The sequence below is a fragment of the Brasilonema bromeliae SPC951 genome (genome assembly GCF_012912135.1).
Lineage (GTDB): Bacteria > Cyanobacteriota > Cyanobacteriia > Cyanobacteriales > Nostocaceae > Brasilonema > Brasilonema bromeliae.
In genome coordinates this window covers 14,391-18,002 of record NZ_QMEB01000119.1, presented here as the reverse complement: position 1 = coordinate 18,002, position 3,612 = coordinate 14,391, and the positions used below count along the sequence as shown (strand labels likewise).

Genomic DNA, 3,612 nt, shown 5'->3' with positions numbered 1-3,612 from the left:
GGTTAGCTTATGTACGGACTGGCTACCGTGATTCAGCTAACAACGAATCGCACCATCTCACGGACTGCTCTTTCCATACCAACGAGTGCTGAGCGACTAACGATGGTGTGCCCAATATTTAATTCTTCCATCCCTGGTAGATTAGCCACAGAATAGACGTTCCAGTAAGTGAGTCCATGTCCAGCATTCACTCGTAGTCCTGCATTTATCGCTTGCTCACACCCTTTAGATAGGAAGGCTAATTCTTCCTCACGGCTGGTTTCATCCTTAGCCTCAGCATATCGTCCAGTGTGCAGTTCAAGAAATTTAGCTTGCACCTTGACAGAAGCTTCAATCTGTGCTGGTTCGGCATCGATAAACAGACTGACAGGAATACCAGCGCTTTGCAATTTATCAACTACCTGTCCTATTCTATCAATTTGACCGACGATATCCAGCCCGCCTTCTGTGGTGACTTCTTCTCGCTTTTCGGGTACCAAAGTAACGTAATCGGGTTTGATATCGAGAGCAATGGCAACCATTTCATCTGTCGCCGCCATTTCTAAATTAAGATGCGTTCTCACCGTTTGCCGCAACAGGCGCACATCCCGTTCTTGAATATGTCGCCTATCTTCTCGCAGATGCGCCGTAATGCCATCTGCACCTGCTAACTCTGCTAGTACCGCCGCCGCCACAGGATCTGGTTCCACCGTCCGCCGTGCTTGGCGAATCGTGGCGATGTGGTCAATGTTTACACCAAGTGTAGGCAACCTGATTATCTCCCTTTCACAGTCTTCAGGATTTGATTTTACCAGGGAATATCGGTTGTTTATTTACCTGACTCATGAACCTGGCTGTTGCTGTTGACGCTTAACAATTATTTCTCGCACAGAGGTAGGGTGGGCATTGCCCTTCAAAAAGTATACTTTCTAACAATAATCTGATAGGGCAATGCCCACCAAAATCCTTAAATATTACCCATATGTCCCAACATCGTCGCTGCTATGTCCCAGGTGGAACTGTTTTCCTAACTCTGGTGACTTACTACCGTACACCTCTATTTTCGGAGCCAGAAAACATCTCTCGCTTGCGGACTGCTGTCGCCAAGACACGGACAGAAAAACCCTTTGAAATGACTGCTGCAGTCATTTTTACCTGATCATATTCATTTTCTTTGGACTTTACCATCTGATGATTGTGATTACTCGCAACGAGTCTCCCGGTTAAAAGTGCTGTTTACAAGATTGCTACGGGGTAAAAAGTCATTACCTCAAAATGTTTCAGCTTCCCGTCGCAAACATTGAGAAAGTAATGTTTGGCAACGTCGGTTTTGGGAACACACTATTCGTGATGAAGCTGACCTAGCAAGGCATTTGGATTACATCCATTACAATCCTGTTAAACATGGGTTAGTATCCTGTCCGCACCTGTGGGAGTATTCCAGTTTTCACAGATGGGTAAAAAAAGGCGGATATCAGGCTGATTGGGCTTGTAGCTGTTGTGCTAGAAAGCCCCAAGTTCCAGATTTCGCTGAGATGGTATTTGGTGAATAAGGGTGAGGAACTGTAACTTAATTCCTACCAACCTCTACCCATTACTACTCATTTTTGGGTAGATCTGATATAAGTTGGTCAAAAAATTCCCTAAGCCGTTCTTTCCAATCAGGAACTGTTTTTAATTTTTCCCGTACACCAACCCTGACATTGAAACAAACAGGTGTTCGGTCAAATGGTGTGTCATTCAATGGTTTTGCACCCATGTGGTGTTTTTTTGAAAATGGCATACACAATCACTAAAAATATGGCGTTGCTGAACTAAAAAATGTGGGGAGATTTAAGTGGTTATGTATGGGGAAAAACTGACCTGGAAATCGCGGTTCCAGTCGTGAATGAGCGAGATAAACAGACATATTACGGAGCAGTGGACTATCTCGAACGAGAATTACTGCTCAAACCCTACGATGCCGGAAATTCAGAAAATACTATTGATTACCTGCGATATTTGTTAACTCAGTCCCCCAACCAGCGATTGCTAATTTTTTGGGATGGTGCGAGTTACCACCGCTCCAAGGCAGTTCGAGGTTTTTTGGACGAGCTTAATCAAGGTCTGCCAACCGACCAATGGAAAATACACTGCGTTCGCTTTGCCCCTAATTGCCCAGAACAAAATCCTATAGAGGATATTTGGCTGCAAGCCAAAACATGGGTTCGACGTTTTTGTGCCTTGATTCCTTCATTTTCTCATTAGCCATTACTGTTTGAGTGGTTTATCCGACACACTACCTTTGATTTTGACACTCTTGCTATGTACGGAGTTTTTTCAAAAATCAAATAGGACTCCTATATCTGGTAAAGTATCACCCAATTGCCTCACCCAATTTATAACAGTAGTATGATGTACTTTTTTAACTCTTTCTATTGCGCGAAAACCAGAACCATTAACGTACATTTCTAGACACTCAATTTTAATCTCCTCTGTGTATCCAATAAGAGTCATAATATTCAATGAACTGACGTTTACAGTCAACACATATGTAGTTTTGTTTACCACGCTGCCGCCCATTTTTACGAGTATGGGTTGATTCACACCTTGGACATTTCATAGCGATACGCCAAGGGCGTCTGCGCTCTGCGCAATCGCCCTAATTCATATTTCTATTCTGCAACGCCAAAAATATTGCTATATGAATATATAATACGGAGAAAGGTCGAACAAAAATAAATGACATCACTAAACTTACATATTGCAAAGGAATACTGACACCAGAAGACGAGCTAAACAACCTCGGTTTTACAGATTTCGAGATGTTTTTAGCAACGTATTCGCTCTTTTGTTCACAAAGCAACTTGTGAGACAGTCAATCATTTACTGACCGTGAAAAAGTTCAACAAAGGTGAATGGAATACCTATCTTCAAAAGACTTACAACATTAATAAACGCCATGCCAATGGTATGATTTCAGATGCTGTTGGGAAAGTAGATTCTGCTCACAAATGCCGTACAAATCACATCAACCAGTTATAAGCTAAACGAAAATCGGCTATGAGTTGGGTAAAAGCGGCTGAGAAAAGATTAACAGATGCTCAGAAGTTTTATCGTAAAAAGAACTGGCAACATTCTCAAACTGGTTGCAAATTTCCGTTATCGTGTTCGCTGCAATTTCAAGGTACTAATTGGCGAAACCTGAAATTTAAGATACATAATAAGAAGCGTTATATTTCTCAAACAGAACAACGTTTGCAACACTTGAAAACCTCAGCTTTACAGGTGTTTGTTCCTAAAGATGGTGTTTTCATTGTTGGTTCTAAAGATGAAAGTTTTGGGAATCAAACTTGCCAATGGGACGGTGATAAGATGACGTTCAGAGTACCTTATTGTTTGAACCTCTGGGTTTGGAAGCCCTTACTTTTGCCCAGTTGCAGCGTCGGGGACACAAAATAAAACAAACTGAGCCTTGGGGTAATATTAACTCGATTGTCGTCACACCAGATGGAACTTTAGAAGGGGCAGCTGATCCGCGTGGTGAAGGTTCCCCTAGGGGTTTGTAAAAAGTGAAAAACTTTTCTATCTTCTGTTTTGAGTCATGACTCCACGGAAGTCTTGGAGGACAAAAACTCGTTTGCTCTTGCAGTT

The 3,612-nt window shown here is 42.3% G+C and carries 3 protein-coding genes and 3 pseudogenes; 3 read left to right on the top strand and 3 right to left on the bottom strand.

All coding sequences use genetic code 11. The features are described from left to right. Positions 1 to 32: 32 nt before the first annotated feature. Positions 33 to 749: a pyridoxine 5'-phosphate synthase gene (locus DP116_RS16000; protein WP_169156126.1), complete on the bottom strand. Its 717-nt coding sequence runs from the start codon at positions 747 to 749 to the stop codon at positions 33 to 35. Between the two features lie 212 nt (positions 750 to 961). On the opposite strand from DP116_RS16000, the gene DP116_RS29355 reads away from it, so the two are divergent. Further along, a complete protein-coding gene (locus tag DP116_RS29355; RefSeq protein WP_246275651.1) occupies positions 962 to 1,138 on the top strand; it encodes a hypothetical protein in 177 nt (58 codons plus the stop codon). Positions 1,139 to 1,576: 438 nt separating this feature from the next. On the opposite strand, the gene DP116_RS15990 is transcribed toward DP116_RS29355, so the two are convergent. Next, complete coding sequence (locus DP116_RS15990) at positions 1,577 to 1,762, bottom strand: hypothetical protein (RefSeq protein WP_169156125.1); 186 nt, start codon at positions 1,760 to 1,762, stop codon at positions 1,577 to 1,579. Positions 1,763 to 1,800: 38 nt separating this feature from the next. Here DP116_RS15990 and DP116_RS15985 point away from each other — a divergent pair. Then, positions 1,801 to 2,313: pseudogene (locus tag DP116_RS15985) on the top strand (transposase); the annotation flags it as partial. A gap of 9 nt (positions 2,314 to 2,322) precedes the next feature. Here DP116_RS15985 and DP116_RS29350 read toward each other — a convergent pair. Beyond that, positions 2,323 to 2,581: pseudogene (locus DP116_RS29350) on the bottom strand (IS1/IS1595 family N-terminal zinc-binding domain-containing protein); the annotation flags it as partial. Positions 2,582 to 3,350: 769 nt separating this feature from the next. Here DP116_RS29350 and DP116_RS15970 point away from each other — a divergent pair. Then, a pseudogene (locus DP116_RS15970) lies at positions 3,351 to 3,527 on the top strand (gamma-glutamyltransferase); the annotation flags it as partial. Positions 3,528 to 3,612 lie beyond the last annotated feature (85 nt).